Below are 18,196 nucleotides of genomic sequence, written 5' to 3'. Positions count from 1 at the left end.
CAATCAGCGGGCGCAGTGAATCCCTTTTGTCAACACGACCTAGCGTGAACATGTCGTAGCTTTGCTTGCATTCAGTTGATTTGACAAATCCATACATTCAGATCAAATCAGGTGGAAAAGTGATTGGAATATGCGTATTAATCTCGTCATGACGCAAGTTTGGCAATCCAAGTACTGGCCCATTTTCAGTTATGACCATGAGCGGGTAGAACCTTACCTAGCAACATCTTCTCAAATAGTTGGTGAAATGACGGGCCTTATTGACGGCCTTCCGAATGATGACAGGGCAGAGTTTCATCTGTCGCAGATCGCCCAGGAGATTATGTCTTCATTTGGGATCGAAGGCGTGCCCTTGGACGCCACAGAAATTCAGGCATCAATTGTTGCGTCGCTAAGACATCGTGACAGGCACGCCATAGCGCGCCGATCTGATGCAGTTGCAGAGCTGATGGCGGCCGCGAGATCTACGGTGGCACCACTCAGTGCTGAAATACTGTTCGACTGGCACCGATTGCTTTTCTTTGGCATTGAAATGGAAAATCTGGGACGATGGCGACGCTTTGATCTCGAGATCGTCCGCTCTGCGGTTGCAGGTACCAATGACGTGTTATATGAAGCGCCGCCGCCTGAGCGGCTTGATCAGGAAATGACTGTCTTTCTGACTTGGCTGGCGCAGGATCAGGGTACACCGGTGCCCATCAAGGCGGCGTTGGCGCATCTGTGGTTTGAATCGATCAATCCATTCTCTGATGGGAATGGACGAATAGGTAGAGCGTTAATTGAATTTGTTTTTGCGCAACGCAGTGCATTGTCTTTTTCGTTCTCACGTCAGGTCGAGCGGGACAAGAAAGCGTATTATCACGCGCTACAGGCTGGCCGGAAAGAGGGCAGGGGGGCTATCGACGCAACCGAGTTCGTCATCTGGTTTTTGCAAACATTGGAAAACGCGGCATGTTTTGCTCGGGAAGAAGCGAAGTTCGTCTTGCGGCGTAATCGCTTCTTTCTGCGATTTGCAACAAAACTCAACGAACGCCAGGAGCTTGTCCTGCGTAAGCTGTTTGAACAGGGTCCTTCACGTGTCGATCTTGGTATTGGTGCCAAGGCATACCGCAAGATCAGCGGTGCATCGACGGCCACAGCGACCAGAGATTTAAACACATTGGAAGCTGCAGGTGTATTGAAACGCTCTGAGGCTGGTGGACGTTCAACCGTCTATTGGTTGAATTACTAGGTTGGGCATTGTGGAATTCGGGCTTTGTCGCAAATTTTTTCATGGATCAGAGCGAGAAACTTGTCTGGACGGAGTTATCCCGCGAGCTCAGCAAACTGACGAAAACCACACTTCAGCTGGCCAAGCTGCCCCTTTCGGATCATGTTGGCTGCCTCGATCCCCGCAAGTGTCGCCGCTGCTGAGGTAAAGCTTTTGAAGCCGAGCATCGGCCTCGTGAGCCGTTTGATGAATCGGTGATCCTGCTCGATTATGTTGTTCAGGTGCCTTGATCTGACTGTGTCGATCTTGACCGGTATCTGCAATCGCTTGAAGATCTTGTTCACCTCCTTGATCCCGGCCGCGTTGCTTCTGCTTTTGTCGATGGTGGTCCGTTTCGGAATGCCATTGTTGAACAAAGCATTGGCGAAGAACTTCTTTGCGACCTTCGTGTCGCGCTTCTCTGAAAGCATGAAATCAAGGGTTTACCCGTCGCGATCCACCGCACGTTACAAGTACACCCATTCACTGCGAACTTTGACGTAGGTTTCGTCCATACGCCAAGATTCAGCGATTTTTGCCTTCCGTTTCTGCGCATCGCGAGCGGCCTCAGGTGAATATTTCACGACCCAGCGGTTCAGAGTAGCATGATCAACCATCACCCCGCGTTCCGCTATAATTTCTTCCAGGTCGCAGTACGAGACGCCGTACCGGACGTAGAAATAGACCGCGAACAGGATCATAGATTTTGGGTAATGAGTACCTTTGAAGTCGATCACTGGACATTCCTAAACAGTGTTACAGAACAAGCACCAGTTGGATCAAACCGCGCGAACGTGCAACAGGGCCATCGAAGTTTAACCTTGTAAATCTTCTGTTGAATGGAATAAATGCAAGGTATGATCGAGCGCGGTGATAGAAAATCAGTTGAAGCATCTCTGGAGAACCAGGCGGGCGTCGTTCTGCTTGGGCCGCGGCAAGTCGGGAAGACAACGCTCGCGCAGGACATCGCTGAAAGCCGCGACGCTGTCTATCTTGATATGGAGAGATATGCTGATCGCCAGATACTCGAAGAGCCTGACCTTTATCTCGACGAACAGGTTGGGCGCCTGGTGGTGATCGATGAGGTTCAGCTTATGCCTGGCCTGTTTAAGGCATTACGTGGTCAAATTGACCGAGGACGAAGACAAGGACATCGGACTGGGCAATTCCTGCTGCTGGGGTCAGCCTCGAACACGCTTTTGCACCAAAGCGCAGAATCCCTGGCTGGCCGGGTCAGTTACCACGAGCTGACACCTTTCATCTTGTCGGAAACCGGAGCGGTATCGATATCCACCCTGTGGTTGCGGGGTGGATTTCCAGATAGCTTCCTTGCCAAGAACGACAAGACCAGCCTGGCATGGCGCGAGGATTTCATCCGCACCTATCTGGAACGCGATGTTCCGGCTTTCGGGTTGCGCATTCCAATGGAAACACTGCGCCGGTTTTGGACGATGCTTGCCCATGAACAGGGCGGGTTACTCAATGCGGCAAAACTTGCGGGAAACCTTGGCGTATCGGGCCAGAGCGTTGCGCGCTATCTTGACTTGCTGGTCGACCTGATGCTGGTGCGTCGCTTGCCGCCCTGGCATTCCAATGCCGGAAAGCGTTTGGTCAAGTCTCCCAAGATCTATATCCGCGATTCCGGGCTGGCCCATGCACTTCTTGGGATCGAAACGCGCGAAGACCTACTTGGGCACCCGGTTATCGGCGGCAGTTGGGAAGGCTTCTGTATCGAAAACCTGATCGCCGCAGCGCCACACGGAACAGAAGCAAGCTTCTATCGCTCTTCAGCAGGGGCCGAGGTGGATTTGATGTTGAAGCTTCCCCGAGGCGCCCTCTGGGCCATAGAGATCAAGCGGACGACATCTGCCAAGGTGACGCGCGGGTTTCACATCGCGACAGAAGAATTGGACGCCTCAGAACGCATACTTGTCTATGCAGACGAAAGGGAAGTGCCGGGGCCGGGGGGAGTGCGGGCAATGCCCCTCATGAGTGCTATGGAACGGCTGGCGTCCGCAAAGGCGTAGTAGCGACCGGGGCCGATGATAGCGGGTTCGAAATTGAACGTTGTAGCCCACTTCAGGTGGAACCTTGTTGCAATTGAAAATACCGTCATGAAGGGCGTATTTTGTTGAAAAACTCTTCCTTGATCGACGCATGAACTGCTGATTCAATTCTTCCAATGGGCGTGAGGATTGGCGATGATGGGACCGAGGCAGGAAGCGCAATCGTCGCTGTTCTATGAGTTCTCATTGGAGAACCACATTCCCCAAGATCACTTGCTTCGGTCGATTGATCGCTTTGTTGATTTGAGCAGCATTCGAGCGCATCTCGCGGATTTTTACAGCCACACCGGTCGTCCATCGGTCGATCCTGAACTGCTGATCCGGATGCTGCTGGTCGGCTATTGCTTCGGCATCCGATCCGAACGGCGGCTTTGTGAAGAGGTGCATTTGAACCTGGCCTATCGCTGGTTCTGTCGTCTCGATCTGACTGACCGCGTGCCTGATCATTCGACGTTCTCCAAAAATCGGCATGGCCGGTTCCGTGAGAGCGAGCTGCTGCGTCATCTGTTCGAGACGACTGTTGCGCGTTGCATCGCGGAAGGTTTGGTTAGCGGTCAGCGCCTGGCAATTGATGCCAGCCTGATCGAGGCGGATGCCAACAAGCAGAATTCGACACCCAAAGAAGAATGGTGCGCCTCTGACATCGACCCGACCAATGCCCCTCGCGCCGTTCGCGAGTATCTCGACACGCTGGATGAGGCGGCTTTCGGGGCTGCGAGCGAGGTCCAGCCTAAGTTCACCTCCCATTCCGATCCGGCGAGCCAATGGACGGCCGCCAGAAAAGGCCCCGCATTCTTTAGCTATTCTGACAATTATCTGATCGACACGGATCATGGCGTCATCGTCGATGTGGAAGCCACACGGTCCATCCGACAAGCTGAGGTCGGATCAACTAAGACCATGCTGGACCGGGTAGAGGACAAGTTCGATCTGCATCCCGAACGCCTGATCGCGGACACCGCCTATGGCACCGGACCGCTTCTGGGCTGGTTGGTCGATCGCAAGATCGCACCGCACATCCCGGTCTTCGACAAGTCCGGTCGCAACGATGGAACATGGACCCGCGCCGACTTCGAATGGGACGCCGAAAACGATCTATATGTCTGTCCCGAAGGTCACGCCCTGAAGCAGTTCCGCCGTAACTACTCAGACCCGAACAGGGGGCCGACTGGCAAGGGCACGGCGCGCTATCGCGCCTTGAAAGAAGTCTGTCAGATCTGCCCATCCAAAGCCAAATGCTGTCCGAGCGCCGATGCGCGGAAGATCACCCGTGAGGAGCACGAAGACGCTCGTCAGGTCGCAAGCGACATCGCCAAGACCACGCAATACGACATCTCGATGAAACTCAGAAAGAAGGTCGAGATGCTCTTCGCTCATCTCAAACGCATTCTTGGTCTTGGCCGCCTCCGATTACGCGGACCATGCGGTGCAAATGACGAATTCCTCCTCGCCGCCACCGCCCAGAACCTCCGCAAGCTGGCAAAGATCTTTCCCGCACCGCAGCAAACGCGCAAAGCCTGACCCGAAAGGCGCTCGCGTCGCATTCACACGCCCACTTTCTGCGCCAGCAACACGTTGTTTTTCCACAGAATCGGCGGAATCCGGACCTTCGCTGCAGGTGTGCTGTCCTAATAGACAACCTCCAAAGCGGACGTTCAAGATACAGTGGTGGCGCCGAGGCGGTCTTCCAAAATAACTGATTCTGGACCTGTATTGTCCAAGCGAGTCTGGGTCCGATAATGCAACATTATTGGACATGAGCGAGAGCCGCAGGGTGGGGCGGTTTGCACACTATATTGTAGCGGAAAGCGCCGTGCCGGGATAGTGTTGTGGTATGACCTATCAGCCAGCAGCGATCAGCGACGACCTAAGCAACCTACCCAAACTCCCGGGCTGGGTCACCTCTGGGCGTGCAGAAACCCTTGAAACTGTGGCTTTTCGATCTGGCGCGGTCCTCACGGTGCTTGATCAGCTGGTAAGTGATCAACGTCATGGTGTGCCAGTCAAACTGCTGGCCAACAAGTTGGCGCTGACCGCAGCCACGGCGACCTCGAAACTCGAAGGTCGCTTGTCCCGAGAGGTCGATATCCGTGACGCCTTTCATCTGACGCCGGCGGGCGAAGCGCGCGGGCCGGATGGCGATCTGCTGGCGTACTGGCGGGAGGCGGCGCGACTTCGATTGACGGGACGCGAGTGGCACGCGGGGCTCGTTGGGTCGGAGTTTGAAACGGACGTTGACGGCTGGCTGCAATCAGCAGCAAACCAGAGTCAGTCCCATGGGCCTCTGACGGGATGTGTTGCGGTGATGCGCTCCATTCTGCAGGCGGATGACCGGGCCGAACGGGTGGCGTGCCTGATGTCAGATATCGTGCTGGCACGGTTTCTAAACTGGCCATCTGTCTTGCCGATCTCGTCTCAGTATCTGACCAAGGCAATGCTGCGCGATTTGCTCGGCGACGGGCAGGGAGCCGATCTTGTGGTCCAGCAGCGCCTATTGCAGTCCATTGAAGAGACCATCCGACTGGCGCGAGACCTGGCACAGCGAGCGGTGATCCTCGAAGCGGTAGCTCCCAAGCTTCGGGCCAAAGGATCCGATGCGGCCGTCACCGTGTTCATGTCTGAGGATGCTGTGGCCCCGTCGACCATGCTGTCGCCGATGATCGAAGGGACCGCCATCCCGATGACGGATCGCGCCGCGCGGCGATTTTGCGACCGGCTGGTGGAACTGGGTGTTGCGTGCGAGCTGACCGGGCGATCGACCTTCCGGCTCTATGGGATCGCGCCATGACGGCTGCAGCCAGGAAACCGAAACCGGCGGAGAAAGGCGTTGCCGTCTTTGACCGGGAGCTCGACGATCTCCCGCAGGAGCTGCGCTGGCGCGAATGGATGGGCCGGATCGAAGCGGTGCTCTTCGCGAGTGCATCGCCGGTCGGCCGCGACGACCTGGCGCGCGTGGTAGGGCAGGGGGCCTCGGTCGAGATGTTGATCGACGACATCCAGGCCGAGCTGGCCGGCCGTCCGTACGAGTTGGCTCAATTCGCCGGCGGATGGATGTTCCGGACCAGGACGCAGTTCGCCGATGCCATAAAGGCGGCGGCCGACCTTGGCGAGCAGTCGCTGGCCTTCACCGAGATGGAAATGGGGGTGCTCTGCGCCATCGCCTATCACCAGCCGATCGACCGGGCCGGTCTCAAGGACATCTTCGGTAAAGAGATCAGCCGCGATCTGCTCGCCCGTTTACGATTCAAGGATCTGATTGCAAGTGGACCGCGGGCACCACGGCCGGGCGCGCCGCATACCTTCGTGACGACGGAGACGTTTCTGATGACGTTTGATCTGCAGAGCCTGCGGGACTTGCCGGAGCTGGAGCTGTCAGATTCTTGATGTCCGAAATATGTAGTATTCTTCTGACACGTACCTTCGGCCGCTTTCAATCGGTCGGGCTCCGACTTTCAATCAGTCGGAGATAAGAGCAGGTTTTACGTGCAAATGCACAGCAGAGTTTACGCGTGTTTGCACGTGTTTGAGTTATAGGATTGACTTCTATAGCTCAAAAATGCTCATTCTGTGAGTTATAGGAGGGAATTCTATAACTCATGGCATGGAACTGGCAGATATCCGGTTGGCCGGATTTCCGGTATGACGAGGCCGCACTGGCAACGCTTGAGCAGCGTTTCCTGCTGTCATCAGGGGAAGTCCTGGGGGCCGTCCACCATGTGAACCCGTCCGAGCGTGATCAACTCCGCATCGATCTCTTAAGCGATGAGGCCATGAAAACCAGCGCAATTGAAGGCGAGATGCTGGACCGGCGCAGTGTGCAATCCTCGCTGCGCCGACATCTCGGATTGGAACCGGACACCTATCCGAACAAACCTCGGGAACAGGGTGTGGCTGAGATGATGGTCGACGTCTATTCGACCTATGCCGAGCCCCTCACGCACGACACCCTGTTTCGGTGGCACGAGATGCTTTTGTCTTTTGACAAACGGTTGGAGGCTATCGGGTCCTACCGGCAGCACAAGGATGCCATGCAGATCGTCTCGGGGCGTCTTGATCGCCCGGTCGTACATTTTGAGGCCCCATCATCTGCGCAGGTTCCGGATGAGATGGACCGGTACGTCGATTGGTTCAATCTGACCGGGCCGGGTGCCGAAGAACCCCTGCCTGCGTTGACGCGCGCTGGTCTCAGCCATCTCTACTTCGAAAGCATTCACCCGTTCGAAGATGGAAACGGTCGTTTGGGTCGGGCTCTGGCCGAAAAATCCCTGGCTCAGAGTATTGGCCAGCCAAGCCTCATCGCGCTGGCCTTCACCATCGAGCGAAAGCGGAAAGACTACTACGACCAGCTAGAGCGGCACCAGAAGACACTGGATGTCACAGCTTGGCTGGTCTGGTTTGCTGACGTCGTTCTCGCAGCGCAGCAAACCACTCTTGAACGCGTGGGCTTCTTCATTTCCAAGGCGCATTTCTATGACCGGTATCGCGATGCGTTGAATGAAAGACAGGCCAAGGTGATTGAGCGGATGTTCCGAGAGGGGCCTGAGGGGTTCAAAGGTGGCCTGAGTGCGGAGAACTATATTTCAATCTCCGGGACATCTCGCGCCACGGCTACAAGAGATCTACAAGAACTTGTCGAAGTTGGCGCCCTCTCGCGTACTGGCGAACGCCGATACACACGGTACTGGCTGAAGCTCAAAGAGCCGGGTGCATAGTGCATGGTCGGCCGGGTAGGGCGGGAAGCCGTCATTCGCTGCAGACGCGGCAGCTTTTCAGCGTTCGACTATAAGCGGACCTTCAGCATCGACCTCGCCACATCTGTCCGCATATTGGGCGACATAGACTTTTGCGATTGAGAATTGCTGGACTCACCCGCGGCGTCGGGACAGCTGGTAATCAACACCGGTCATTCGAATACGCCACTTCAACATCTCGACGCTTACAAGATGTTCCTCACATGCCTCTTCGTCAGAAAGGCGACGTTGCCGAATTGACATGAGTGCGGGCCGAGGCAGTAGCAGTGCACCGGCCAGCCAGTCGGCCTCGTCCTCTTGATCCTGATCGAAGTTGCCCGGAACAAGAGAACCATCTTCAAGGATGCAAGCTTTCGCGAGCTCATGGCCCAAGATTATGTGAGCCAGTTCGTGCATCACGACGTTGTTGCGGCGCCCCCTTGACGAAACAGTCTTGTAGACGACCAGGTGGTCTGCGCCCAACCTCATTGTGAGCGCTGACCAGGATTGATCGGTCTCGTCTCGCAATACTGACCTGGCCTCCGTCGAGATCCCGTTAACTTCATCGGTTGACCAAATGGTGACGCGGAGTTCCTTAGCCAAACGGTCGGCAGACAACGCACTGTGATCCGACAAGCCAAACTGCTTTCGAAACTCAACCGACCGGCGCTCACATTGAGATTTGAACCCTCGTCTAAATGCCACTTAGTGTCCCCGTGCCTCGACTTCTTTTTCGAATTGCCGTGATGCTTGGGTGATCAGTTCAGCGAGGGCGAGTGCAGTCTTTTGGGGGACCGCCTTTCTGTTCTTGAATGCAATTTGAAGATCTCCAACGCCTGTAAACTTGGAAGGTTCTTCTCCTAACCATTCGCTCAGTTTGTTAAGTGTCCCGACATCAGGGACATGCCCCTTTTCAATCCTCGTAAGAGTGGTCGGGCTGATCCCGATTTCTTTCGCCGCGGCCCTTACGCCCATGTTTCCCCGTCGCCTTAAGACCAGTGGGGCCAATTCGTTGATGTTCATATGCCCTCCTTTGTGTTTCACAGACTGGTATTAGTGGTGCGAAGACTGTTTACTCTTCATCAACCCCAGCCTATACCAGTCTGTGAAACACTTGAATCACGCCGGAGCGCCTCGGTCAATAGTTGCGAGCCTGGCGTAGCAAAAAAGGAGAAGCCCATGTCTAAACGCATTCATGTGGTCCCCCATGCAAAAGGTTGGGCCGCACGTCGGGAAGGAGCTGCGCGAGTCGGATCTACGCACTCAACTCAGGCAGAAGCGACGGCCGCCGCCCGCGCGACAGCCATTCGAGAGCAAGGCGAAGTTGTGATCCACAGGCCAAACGGAAAGATTCGCGACGCGAACTCGTATGGCAATGACCCCTATCCGCCGAAAGGCTAGGATTAAAAACGACGATCCAAAAAACAGAAAATGCCCAATCTGCTCGGGCAATACATGAGGACAGTAGTAATGCAGGCAAAAGTGAATTTCTTTCCGCTCGGCAATGCCGACACGGCAAGGCTTGACCTCGCTGACGGGCGCAAGATTCTCATCGACTTCGCGGCAATGCGTGACGATGAGGACGACGGTGATAAACGTTGTGACCTCCCTGAAACGCTTCTTAGCGATCTATACAAAACGGGTCGGGACTACTTTGATGCCGTGTGCATCACCCACATCGACACCGACCATTGCAAGGGGTTCGGTGAATTTTTCTGGCTCGACCACGCAAAATGCTATCAGGACAAGGATAGGATCAAGATCAAGGAACTCTGGGTTCCTGCGGCAGCGATCCTTGAGGAAAGCCTAAAGGACGATGCTCGTCTGGTTCGTGCAGAGGCACGCCATCGTCTCCGTCAGGGCAAAGGGATTAGGGTCTTCTCAAGGCCCGAACGTCTGAAAGACTGGATGGATGAGGAGGGCATCGATTTCGAAAGCCGAAAGCATCTCATCGTAGATGCCGGCACCCTCGTTCCCGGCTACTCACTGACGGGCCCAGAACGCGTGGAATTCTTCGTGCACTGTCCTTTCGGGTGGCGGCAGGACGAAAACACCATTGTGGACCGTAACGAAGACTCAATCGTCATGCAGGCAACATTCATCGAAAGTGGCCTAACGACGCGACTTTTGCTCGCGTCGGACGTCAGTTACGAAACTCTTTCGGCAATCGTTCAAGTAACGCGCCACAACGGCAACGATGACCGGCTTGCATGGGATCTGATGAAGCTCCCACACCATTGCTCCTACAGGTCCTTGGGTCCTGAGCGGGGTGCCGACGAAACGGTCCCTGATCCTGACGTCAAATGGCTGTTCGAGGACCGGCGCCAACCCGGAAGTGACATCGTTTCGCCGTCCAGGCCGATCCCAACCAAAGGCTCGACGGCCGACAAAGACGTCCAGCCGCCGCACCGTCAGGCGGCCGCCTACCATCGCCGGATCACTGCTTCGCATGATGGCGAGTTCATCGTCACCATGGAATACCCGTCGAAAGGCAGCCCAAAACCATTCGCCTATAATGTTACGGGGCTTGGTATAGCGCTCGTTCTTTCTGCTCCGATGGTTGCAGGCACAGCGGCTGCTGCGTCGCCCAGGGCCGGTTGATGGACATAGAAGCCTGGCTTTCTGCAATGTACGGAGAGGAAGTTGAGGTTGGGGACCTAACGCTTCCGCCCGCAGTCTCGTTTGCGAAGTTTGTAGATCGACATGCTGCTGATGTTGCCACTGTCAGCTGTTTGCGCCGCGGAAAGCAAGGCGAACTCATCGAGCTGACTTTCAGAACTGGCAGGCCTCAGCAGAGTGTGGTCCCAATCAAGCGCACCGAGCGGCTTGGTATCCGCTTCGACCAAAGCGATACCATGCCCTTCGTCTATGTGTTGCGTAGCGACTTTCCAGACACCGCACATCAGAATCTCACAGCTGAGGGCGCTCCGCGCGCGATCTGTATTGACGATCGGAGTTGGGCCGAAGCGCGACTTACGTGGACCCCAGCCGAGCTCGTTCACCGCATATTGACCTGGTTCCGACGTGCCGCTGAAGGAAACCTGCACGATGCACGCCAGCCAGTCGATCCTCAGATGTTCGGGACGGGATACAGTCTGATCATGTCCCGCGCATTGATCGAAGATGCCAGCGTGCATGACTTGATTGCTATCCCGGATGACACCGGCACCTTGATGCGCGTGATCCCACGCTCCAGTTTGAGTGGCGCGACGGAGGCACTCCCGCTGACGGTCGCCGCATTCAGAGTGCCCCCGGAGCAGATGGTTCGACTATCTTTTGCGCCAGGAAACCTTGGTAGTTTGGAGGACATGCTAGTAGCGCGTGGGATCGACCTTTTTGCTGAGCTTCGTGCGCGGTTTGGCGAATGGTTGAGTGATGCCAAAACCAATGCGCGACGGATAAACTCCTGTCTTGCCGTAATTGTTGAGATGCCAATCAAAGCTCCCGATGGCGCTGAGCAGGGTACTGATCTGCGTGCCTTCGTGACTGGCAAGAAGGTCGGCGACATAGCGGTCGCACTTGGTGTTGCCCACAAGACAGCGAGCAAGGACCAGGGTGGCGCCGCGGGCTATGTAAGTGCCCTAGTCGGAGGTGCGGTTGATGAGGCGGAGGTCGGCGAAATTGCAGTGCTTCCCGTCGAGGTCCACGCGACCTTCGATCGTGCCTTGGCGACGCGAATTTCCGGCCGTACGGTCGAGGATGATCGTAAAGCCGTGATTGTCGGCGGCGGCGCAATTGGCGCGCATGTCGCCCCGTGTCTTGCGCGAGAGGGGCGGTTCCGCTGGACAGTGATCGATGATGACATTCTGTTGCCGCACAACCTTGCGCGGCATATCGCGTTTGCGGGGAACATCACGGAACGCAAGTCTGATATACTCACCGGCGCGCTTGCCAGCATCCTCGACGAAGAGGGCGCTATCGCTCCAGGTATCGCTGCCCACGTCGGTTCCAATGAGCACCAAAGTGAGGATGTCGACCGAGCGCTTGAAGACGCTGATCTTGTCATTGACGCATCCGCTTCATTGCTGGCTGAGCGCTACTTGTCTGATCATGAATCGACGGCCCGAAGGATCAGCATTTTCTTCAGTCCAGCGGGTGACGCCGCCGTACTCCTTGCGGAGCCGAGCGATCGCAGTGTGACACTGCGTGATCTGGAAGCACAGTATCTTGGCCATGTCATTCGCGAAGAGGAACTCGCCGGGCACTTAGCGACCTCAGCCAGCACAATTGCCTATACCGGTGCGTGTAGGGCCATTACTAACCAGATTCCGGCATCGCGAGTCATGGCGCTGAGCGGCCTTGTCGCGGAAGGGATTGGGCAGGCCGCTGATTCCGAGGAGGGTGTTGTCTGCATTTGGTCTCTCGGTGAGGGGAGTGCGGTGACAAGTTTCGCCTATCCCGCTGAGACGGTTCGACGGTTCGATATTGACGACTGGCAGATCGCACTTGATGACGGCCTTCGTAGATGTGTCACAGCCATGCGAGAAGAGGCGCTTCCGAATGAGACGGGTGGCATCTTGCTCGGCGTCGTTGATATCCCGGCACAGCGAATTCATTTGGCCGGTGTCGGTCCGGCACCCGCCGACAGCGACGCTTCTCCGGGTGGCTTCACACGCGGCACTGACGGTGTTCAAGACATGATTGACCAAGTCATGGCCGAAACTCAGGAGCAGGTGAGGTATGTTGGCGAGTGGCACTCGCACCCGCCACGTGCCGGAGTGATGCCCAGCACAACTGATCTCGTCCAGATCAACTGGCTCGCTTCAATTTTTGACATGGACACGCTGCCTGGCTTGATGTTGATCGCCGGCGAGAACGAGCTTGCTGTGGTCTTCGCGCGCCAGGAGGACAGTCCAAAACCGCCGGCAGTGGAGAAGGCTGATGAGTAAACCTGTCATTGGCCTGTCGTTGTCGGGCGGCGGATCGCGTGCCATAGCGTTTCATCTCGGATGCTTGCGGGCGTTGCACGACCTCAGAATTCTCGATGACGTCAGGGTTCTATCCACCGTGTCGGGTGGCAGCGTCGTTGGTGCACTATACGCGGCCAAGGACGAGCCGTTCCCTGCATTCGAGACCAAGGTCCGTGCTCTTCTCGCACGCGGCCTCGTTCGACCTGCTTTGCGCAAGTCCGTTACGACCACCGAAGGCCTTCGTGCCGCATATTGCGTTGTGCTTTTGGGCGCAATCAACCTGGCAATGGTGGCGATCTCGGCTATGCCACGATTAATTGCAAGGCTTCTGCCCGCTGCGGCCAGAAAGGCCTGGAGCCTTGAGAATATGCGGGCACCGCTACCGCGTTTCGCCAGCCGGACAACCATCCTGCGGCGTGTGTTCGATGAAGACATCTTTTATAGTCAAAAGCTCCGCGACCTGCCGACGAAACGCCCTTTACTGATCATCAATGCCGCCGACTTGCGCACCGGGTCGGCATTTTATTTTTCGCGCGAGAAGTCAGGATCCTGGCGTCTGGGTGAGCTGGCCGGATCTGAGACCACGCTCGCTCATGCAGTGACGGCTTCTGCGGCATATCCTCTGTTGTTGCCCGCACTTGACGAACGTCTTGTGTTTAATAGGCCCGACGGATCGCGGCGCGAAGAACACGTAACACTTACGGATGGAGGGGCTTACGACAATCTAGGCCTCGCACCGCATTGGCCTGATCGGGACGCGGAGGTCAGCCTCAATGTGTCCGGCGTGGACACAATAATCTGCTGTCGTGCTGGGTATGGTCTGCGATTTGACCCGCCGAGCCAATTCTTCATCTCGCGACTGACAAGCACCTTTGCCTGCATCTTCGACAGGGCGCAAAATGCAGGCATCAAGCGCCTGTTCGATTTAAAGGCAGCCGGTCGGATCGATGGATTCTTGATGCCCTTCCTTGGGCAGGATGACAAACGCCTTGCTTTCCCGCCTTCAGATCTTGTTTCTCGTGAGGAAGCACATGGCTATCCGACCGACTTTGCCGCGATGCCAGAAGACTGGATTGAAAAACTCAGTACGCGGGGCGAACAGCTTACCCGCGCTCTGATTGCCGAGCACATGCCAGAGCTACTCATAAGCAGAGCGACCAAAGATTGAGTTATTCTCAATTTGTCTTTCTGCTAGGTTAGCTTGGCAAAACATTTCGAGGGAACTTCATTGGCCACTAACCTTCAAGTCGGCGAGCGGGTCTATGTTCCAGTTTCAAAACTTGGGAGCGGAACACAAGCGCCATCCTCTTTTGTAGTAAAAGAGGTTCTTTCGGTCGAAGCGCGAAGCGTTCGGGTTGATGTTGGTGATGCCAATACAAAACTAGTGGCAAGCAGTTTGTGCCATCGAAACATTGGCATCCTACTCGTGAACATCGGCGATTTTGAAACTGAGCGCACACTGTTGGATCCGCTGGCAAAATCGGTGCTGCAGTTCTGTAGGCTTCTGGTGTCAGACGAGTTCATTCAGGCCTACAAAGTTCGCTCAACGCAAGAAATCGCCGAATTGTGGTCCAAAGAGCATGGCGCATATTCGCACATTGTCCTCGTTGGACATGGTAGCAAAGCCAGTATCAGATTTGCGAACGGCGGATGGGCTTCAACCTTCGAAGTGATGAGTGCTTTTGATCTCAATGGCGTAGCGCCGAAGACATTTATCAGCCTTTGCTGTGAAACGGGCTACAGATCATTCGGTGGAACTGCTTCATCCCATTCGGTCTGCGGCAAATTTATCGGTCCGTTCCATAGTGTACATGGTGCTATAGCATCTCAATTTGTCCAAACGTTTTTGTCCTACCATCTTCTAGAAGGAGAGACGGCGACAGTTGCATTTAAACACGCCAGGAAAGGCGTGCCGGGTAGTACGAGCTTTAGGCTATGGGCCAGTGAAAAACTCTTAGCAGGTGCAAGAACATGAGTTTTTCTTGCGGGCAGCGGAGACCGTCAGAAAATAAATCATTCCAAGATACACAAACCGCACTTGAAGCCGGAAAACAAAGCACTCTTCGAGTGCCATATCAGTTAATATAGCGCTGTAAATCTGTATCGTAGAATCACGTAAAGCCGCAGTTCAGATTTTTTGCCCTTCGATGATCAATATCCCCGCCTACCGATAGTCAATCACGATTGGACAGTGGTCGCTGGGAAAGACGTTCTGGAATCCGAGGACGGTAGTGCCGCCGGTGAACGGTTTAGGTTCCGGAAACTCCCCTTCCTCTGGCTCGTCGCAGGTGGTTATGTAACCGCTGGGCTCATCAAACCGGACTCCGAAATGCGTAGCCTGAATCTCAATAGCTATGCGTTCTTCAACCGACAGGCTCAAGGTTGGGTCATGAACAAGGGCCTCCGGGCGAAGCAGGATTTCTTTGCCTTCGCCGACCTGATCCGCAGACGGTCCAGCAACTAGGAAGAAGTCCCGCGATCCGATTGAGCTCGGCATATAGGGTGTCCATCGAAGCGCTGTTCCGTCAAGAGAGACCGGATTTCCAAATGTCTCATAGAGTTTTCTTGTGCGGAAGCTACGGCTCTGGGGGTAGTCTTTGGGCCAGCACTGACTTTCGACAGAAGGTTCAACTCGTATATCCTGAACGGTCGTACGAAGAAATGCGATGTGCCGATCGTCGGGCTTGAGAAACTTCCTGTTGTAGTCTCCTGCCACAACGACGGTTATGCCGCCGGCAATTTGCTGGGCCATCCAATCGCCTAAGATCTGGATTTGTTCATCTAGGACGGCACAGTCGTCTTGTACGTCAGGCCGATCGATCGGGTCATTTGACGCCTCGTCAGCACAGCTGGCTTTGAGATGAACCGACATGACGATCATCGAAGCTCCGTCGTTAGAGAAAGACAGCCCAACACCACCACGCACCGGCCTGCCAGGCCCTCCGCACTCCGAAACATGGATTAGCGAAAGTTCATCAAGAAAGACGGGTTGGATATCGGCAACCTCTAGGTCGGCCTTATGTGCAATAGCGGTATAAATGTCGCCATGATCCTCGGCACAGATATCGGCGGTGCAGCGGCTTTCAAATATGACTTCGTACTCTGGTCCCAAGGCCTTTTGAGCTGCCGAGATACTACCGACTTCCTGCAGTGCAATGATATCTGCATCTTCTCGAGCGATGATCTCTCGAATACGTAGAAAGTCATCTTCTTCACGGCTGTGGCTGCCTTCCCGAAGGCTGATACCGATTTCTGATGCCAAATTGGCTATGTTCCAATTCATTATGCGGAGCTCTTCAGATTGGGCTGCTGTAGCAGCCAAAACTGCCATAAGTGTTAACGCTCTAATCATTCACGTTCTCCAAACCTATGCGTTCAAATTGCCTACATGATGCCGGATGCCATACCGGAAGTCAGGAGAGAAAATCAGACTTGGCAGCACAAACGTGCCATTTACTGATTGATCGCGCTGGTCCAAGGTCTGTGAATTTCTGATGATCTACCGTTTCGCTTGTGTGGCGAATCTCCTATGGCGGCTGCGTTGCAGCGTCCGAGTGAGAGGTCTAAGGTCGTCTGTGGGTGGCTCCTGCATTGCAAGAGTTTTTTAGCGATTTTCGCGGTCGTTTCGTCAGTACTGTCGTCTGTCCGGCCTGTTTATGTTTTGGCATTGCCTCCACTGGCCCTGATGAATTCCGCGAGCGAGGTTCCAATCGGCTTATCGACCTCGGAGGGCCGCTGACCTTCCCGGAGTGTCCTTGCTCTTGGTTGACTTAATTCCGCATCATCACTTCAACGTCTTGCATCTCGTGGGCAGTCTGCGCGGTCAGAACGCTGGCTGCCGGTATTCCTGTTTCTTTGTCAGCATCGCCCAGATGGAACGCGCTGCCTTGTTTGCCATCGCGACTGTTGCCAGCCGAAACGGTTTGTCGGCAATGATCTTGGCTGTCCAGAGATCGACCTTCTCTGGCGACCGTTTTGCCATGACCGCGCGCGATGTCATACCCACAACCAGCAGCTTTCGAATGTAGCGATCACCCTGCTTGGTGATCTTGCCCAGTTTCTCCTTGCCGCCGCTCGACTTGTTGAGCGGGGTGAGGCCCAGCCAGGCGGCCAGATCTCTTCCTGTTCGGAACTGATGCGCATCGCCGATCGTGGCGACAATCGCTGAGGCCGTGATCGGCCCGATCCCTGGCATGCGCATCAACCTGCGCGCATCTGCGTTCAGCAGGGCATGTTGCTCGATCATCTTGGAATATCCGTCGATGCGCTCGTTCAGGCCGATGAACTGATAGCACTGAATGCCGAGCATGCCGGTCGCGATCTCCGGCATGTCCGGGTGAACCCCAGCCAAGTGACGCTTCGCAAAAGCCGTCACCGCTTCGATCCCAATGGGCAGAATATGGCCGAACTCGCGCAGCAAGCTACGGATCATATTGGCCAGCTGGGTGCGCTGCCGGACGGCCAAATCCCGCGTACGATGGATCGACAGAATGGCCTGCTGATCTTCAGTCTTGATATCTACGAAGCGCATGGTTGGACGGCGGACCGCCTCGCAAATCGCTTCTGCGTCGACGGCATCGTTCTTTCCGCGCTTCACATACGGTTTGACATATCCGGCAGGCATGAGCTTCACATCATGGCCGAGCTTGCGCAACTGACGGCCCCAGTGATGGGATGAACCGCAGGCTTCCATGCCAACCGTGCACGGTGGCAGCGTCTCAAAGAACGCCAGCAGCTTCGCGCGCTTGATCGGCTTGTTGAAAATAACCCGGCCGTTCTCAGAAATGCCGTGCACTTGAAAAACGTCCTTGGCCAAATCGAGGCCGACGGTCTTTACTGTCATTGGGTGGCTCCTTTCCTAGCAGTCGTTGATAACTGCACTTTGGCGCATTGCGACGCCGGTGGAGCAGGAGCCACCCACCTCATCCGCTTCGGGCTCTTTAGACCAATTGGGGACGTCGCAGAGAATGGCCGCATCGAGTCCATGCGTCCAACTTACTGTAGCGCGGCGAATGTCGGGTTTCGGTATTTGGCAAAAGGTGTATCCTGACATCATCCTTCCAAACAATGAGGACCGCAACTCTGTGCCAACACAGACAATCAGCAAGCGCGTGCCTTGGGTCCTTGCCTTGGGAATGTTCGTTATTGGCACGACGTCGCTCAGCATATTGGGCTTGGGACCGGCGCTGACGCGCGATCTGGCCACGGACCCAGCAGACGCGGGGTGGCTCGTCACAGCAT

Annotated in this window: 15 protein-coding genes and 1 pseudogene; 11 read left to right on the top strand and 5 right to left on the bottom strand. The window is 55.5% G+C overall.

Annotated features, from left to right (window positions below; all coding sequences use genetic code 11):
* Positions 1-130: 130 nt before the first annotated feature.
* Positions 131-1,231, top strand: coding sequence for a Fic family protein (locus ACR0BU_RS23105; protein WP_480755765.1), 1,101 nt, complete (start codon positions 131-133; stop codon positions 1,229-1,231).
* Positions 1,232-1,305: 74 nt separating this feature from the next.
* Here the strand turns inward: ACR0BU_RS23105 and ACR0BU_RS23100 are convergent.
* Positions 1,306-1,986, bottom strand: a pseudogene (locus ACR0BU_RS23100) (IS6 family transposase).
* A 111-nt stretch (positions 1,987-2,097) separates the two neighbouring features.
* Here ACR0BU_RS23100 and ACR0BU_RS23095 point away from each other — a divergent pair.
* The 5 genes from ACR0BU_RS23095 (at position 2,098) to ACR0BU_RS23075 (ending at position 8,027) form a co-directional block, all read left to right on the top strand.
* Positions 2,098-3,276 carry an ATP-binding protein gene (locus tag ACR0BU_RS23095; protein ID WP_480739232.1) on the top strand — a complete coding sequence of 393 codons (1,179 nt, stop codon included), beginning with the start codon at positions 2,098-2,100 and terminating at the stop codon, positions 3,274-3,276.
* A gap of 174 nt (positions 3,277-3,450) precedes the next feature.
* Positions 3,451-4,836: an IS1182 family transposase gene (locus ACR0BU_RS23090; RefSeq protein ID WP_480739233.1), complete on the top strand. Its 1,386-nt coding sequence runs from the start codon at positions 3,451-3,453 to the stop codon at positions 4,834-4,836.
* A 313-nt stretch (positions 4,837-5,149) separates the two neighbouring features.
* Positions 5,150-6,103: a DUF1403 family protein gene (locus ACR0BU_RS23085; RefSeq protein WP_480739235.1), complete on the top strand. Its 954-nt coding sequence runs from the start codon at positions 5,150-5,152 to the stop codon at positions 6,101-6,103.
* On the top strand, positions 6,100-6,699 hold the full coding sequence (gene scpB, locus ACR0BU_RS23080; RefSeq protein WP_480739236.1) for an SMC-Scp complex subunit ScpB: 600 nt from the start codon (positions 6,100-6,102) through the stop codon (positions 6,697-6,699). The genes ACR0BU_RS23085 and scpB overlap by 4 nt, the downstream gene beginning before the upstream one ends.
* Positions 6,700-6,911: 212 nt before the next feature.
* Entirely contained in the window at positions 6,912-8,027 is a 1,116-nt protein-coding gene (locus ACR0BU_RS23075; protein WP_480739237.1) for a Fic family protein, read from the top strand.
* Positions 8,028-8,180: 153 nt separating this feature from the next.
* On the opposite strand, the gene ACR0BU_RS23070 is transcribed toward ACR0BU_RS23075, so the two are convergent.
* Both ACR0BU_RS23070 and ACR0BU_RS23065 read right to left on the bottom strand, forming a co-directional pair.
* Positions 8,181-8,750: an ImmA/IrrE family metallo-endopeptidase gene (locus tag ACR0BU_RS23070; protein WP_480739238.1), complete on the bottom strand. Its 570-nt coding sequence runs from the start codon at positions 8,748-8,750 to the stop codon at positions 8,181-8,183.
* Positions 8,751-9,068 carry a helix-turn-helix domain-containing protein gene (locus tag ACR0BU_RS23065; RefSeq protein WP_170637803.1) on the bottom strand — a complete coding sequence of 106 codons (318 nt, stop codon included), beginning with the start codon at positions 9,066-9,068 and terminating at the stop codon, positions 8,751-8,753.
* A 156-nt stretch (positions 9,069-9,224) separates the two neighbouring features.
* Between ACR0BU_RS23065 and ACR0BU_RS23060 the strand changes: the two genes are divergently transcribed.
* The 5 genes from ACR0BU_RS23060 to ACR0BU_RS23040 all read left to right on the top strand — a co-directional run bounded on the left by ACR0BU_RS23060 (position 9,225) and on the right by ACR0BU_RS23040 (position 14,930).
* A complete protein-coding gene (locus tag ACR0BU_RS23060; RefSeq protein WP_480739240.1) occupies positions 9,225-9,446 on the top strand; it encodes a DUF2188 domain-containing protein in 222 nt (73 codons plus the stop codon).
* Between the two features lie 69 nt (positions 9,447-9,515).
* Positions 9,516-10,646: a ComEC/Rec2 family competence protein gene (locus ACR0BU_RS23055; RefSeq protein ID WP_480739242.1), complete on the top strand. Its 1,131-nt coding sequence runs from the start codon at positions 9,516-9,518 to the stop codon at positions 10,644-10,646.
* Positions 10,646-12,934, top strand: a complete 2,289-nt coding sequence (locus ACR0BU_RS23050; RefSeq protein ID WP_480739243.1) for a ThiF family adenylyltransferase — start codon at positions 10,646-10,648, stop codon at positions 12,932-12,934. The genes ACR0BU_RS23055 and ACR0BU_RS23050 overlap by 1 nt, the downstream gene beginning before the upstream one ends.
* Positions 12,927-14,123: a patatin-like phospholipase family protein gene (locus tag ACR0BU_RS23045; protein ID WP_480739244.1), complete on the top strand. Its 1,197-nt coding sequence runs from the start codon at positions 12,927-12,929 to the stop codon at positions 14,121-14,123. The genes ACR0BU_RS23050 and ACR0BU_RS23045 overlap by 8 nt, the downstream gene beginning before the upstream one ends.
* A 60-nt stretch (positions 14,124-14,183) precedes the next feature.
* Positions 14,184-14,930, top strand: coding sequence for a hypothetical protein (locus ACR0BU_RS23040; RefSeq protein WP_480739245.1), 747 nt, complete (start codon positions 14,184-14,186; stop codon positions 14,928-14,930).
* A 189-nt stretch (positions 14,931-15,119) separates the two neighbouring features.
* Here ACR0BU_RS23040 and ACR0BU_RS23035 read toward each other — a convergent pair whose 3' ends face one another.
* Positions 15,120-16,238, bottom strand: coding sequence for an endonuclease/exonuclease/phosphatase family protein (locus ACR0BU_RS23035; protein WP_480739247.1), 1,119 nt, complete (start codon positions 16,236-16,238; stop codon positions 15,120-15,122).
* Positions 16,239-16,778: 540 nt separating this feature from the next.
* Positions 16,779-17,798, bottom strand: coding sequence for an IS110 family RNA-guided transposase (locus ACR0BU_RS23030; RefSeq protein ID WP_299085507.1), 1,020 nt, complete (start codon positions 17,796-17,798; stop codon positions 16,779-16,781).
* Positions 17,799-18,196 lie beyond the last annotated feature (398 nt).

The sequence above is a fragment of the Ruegeria sp. CK2 genome, from assembly GCF_056536585.1.
Note: the sequence above shows the minus strand (reverse complement) of the source record. Positions and strands in the feature narration are given on the sequence as shown.